The organism is uncultured Oscillibacter sp., assembly GCF_910587525.1.
Taxonomy (GTDB): domain Bacteria; phylum Bacillota; class Clostridia; order Oscillospirales; family Oscillospiraceae; genus Oscillibacter.
In genome coordinates, this window is the sequence record NZ_CAJULS010000251.1 from 1 (window position 1) to 1,758 (window position 1,758).

General features: G+C 64.2%; 3 protein-coding genes. All 3 read right to left on the minus strand.

Annotation, left to right across the window (positions count from 1 at the left end; genetic code table 11):
• Positions 1 to 794: carbohydrate kinase family protein (locus tag QZ326_RS13150; protein ID WP_295746092.1), on the minus strand; the 794-nt coding region annotated here is incomplete at its 3' end.
• Positions 795 to 934: 140 nt separating this feature from the next.
• Positions 935 to 1,201, minus strand: a complete 267-nt coding sequence (locus QZ326_RS13475) for an isoprenylcysteine carboxylmethyltransferase family protein (protein WP_365329358.1) — start codon at positions 1,199 to 1,201, stop codon at positions 935 to 937.
• A complete protein-coding gene (locus tag QZ326_RS13480) occupies positions 1,171 to 1,512 on the minus strand; it encodes a hypothetical protein (protein WP_326172294.1) in 342 nt (113 codons plus the stop codon). Before QZ326_RS13480 ends, QZ326_RS13475 begins: the two co-directional genes overlap by 31 nt.
• Positions 1,513 to 1,758 lie beyond the last annotated feature (246 nt).

The following is a 1,758-nucleotide window of genomic DNA, read 5'->3' on the forward strand; positions in this document are numbered from 1 at the left end:
CGGCACAGGCGGCTGAGGACGGCCCCCAGGAAGGTGTCCCCCGCCCCGTTGGTATCCGCCACCTTCACGGCAACGCCGGGCTGGCGCCAGGCCTGGCCCCGCCAGCGGCAGAACACGCCGCTGCCCCCCAGGGTCACCAGCACCAGAGAGACCCCCTGCTCCTCCAAAAGCCGGCTGCCCTCTTCCAAACCGGAAGTACCGGTGAGCAGGGGCAGCTCCTCCTCCGCCAGCTTGATGATGTCCACCATAGGCAGGGGAATACGCATCCATTCCACGGCGTCGGCTTCACTGGCCCAGAGGGCGGGACGGTAGTTGGGGTCATAGCTCACCACACGGCCGTTCTTATGGGCGGTCCGGGCGGCAAAGATGGTGGCATTGCGGGCCAGGCCCGGCGTCAGGCTCACGGAGCCGAAGTGCAGAATCTTGCTGTCCAGCACCGCGGCCTCGTCCACCTCCTCCGGCGTCAGCTCCTGGTCGGCGCCCCGGACAAAGCGGAAATCCCGCTCCCCGGCAGCGTCCACCGAGACAATGGCCATGGTAGTGGCCTGCCGGCCGGTGAGAAGGCCGGCGCAGTTCACGCCGCTGTCCTCCAGCACCTGGCGCAGGTACGCCCCAAAGCCGTCCTTTCCCGCCTTGCCCCAGAAGGCGGTCCCGGCTCCCAGCCGGGAGGCGGCCACCGCCACATTGGCGGGCGCTCCGCCGGGATTGGCGTCAAACTGCGGAATACCGGCCCCGCTGACGCCGGTCTGAGTCAGATCAACTAAAATTTCACCAATGGTCGTAATATCCGTCATAACGGCCTCCTCAAAAGATGCCGCGCTCTCCGGCGAAGCCGGTTTTGCGGCTGTCCTGTCATTTTGGCAGTATAGCACAGGAACCGCTCCAGCGCAAGGGCACCGGCCGGGCCGGAGAAGATCTCCCTCGTCGCCGGGCGTCACCGCCGCCGGCCTATATACCGGCACACCCGCTCCCGGTATTCCAGGTACTCCGCGCCGAAGGCCTCCGCCAGAAACCTCTCCTCTACCTCCACAACTTGCAGATGAAGCATCACGACGGCCAGGACCGACACCACCAGCAGCACCCAATTGCAGAACATCGCCGCCATACCGGTGTACAGGAGGTCAAACCCCAGAAAGGCGGGATTCCGGCTGAATTGGTAGATGCCCCGGGTCACAAGGGCCGTCCTCTCCTCCCTGGCCACGCCCGCCAGCTGTCCTCCATGGTCACCACAGAGGCGATAAACACCGCTGTACCCAGGACCGCCGCAAAAGCTCCCACGATCCGTGCCGGCAGCGGGAACATACTGGTATTTCTGAGGACGCTCACCGCCTCCGCGGCGGCCGTGCCCCAGGCGGCGGCCTTCACCGCCAGCTCGATGACCCTGGCCGCGCCCGTCTTCCCCCTGCCCATCTGGTCGGTCCTGATGCCCTTTTTCCGCTGGGCCATCATCTTTACGATATAACACCCGTAAAACAGCAGCATCAGCGCCGCACCGGTCATCTGAAATCCCATTGTGTCTCCCCCTTCGCAGGCTCCGGCCTGTTTTTTATTATACCACAGGCAGTGGACGGCTTGCAATACCGCCGCCGATGGAGTAGACTGTACCTAGGGCAGTTCCCAGAAATCATGAAAAAAAGAAAGCGGGGACGGGGAATGCAGAGCAAGGCGGAGGACGCGGGCGGGCTGACGCCCGCCAAGGCCGGCAACGCAGCTATGCCTTTCCCGGACCGCTGAACTTTTCTCAGTATTTTGGGAAAT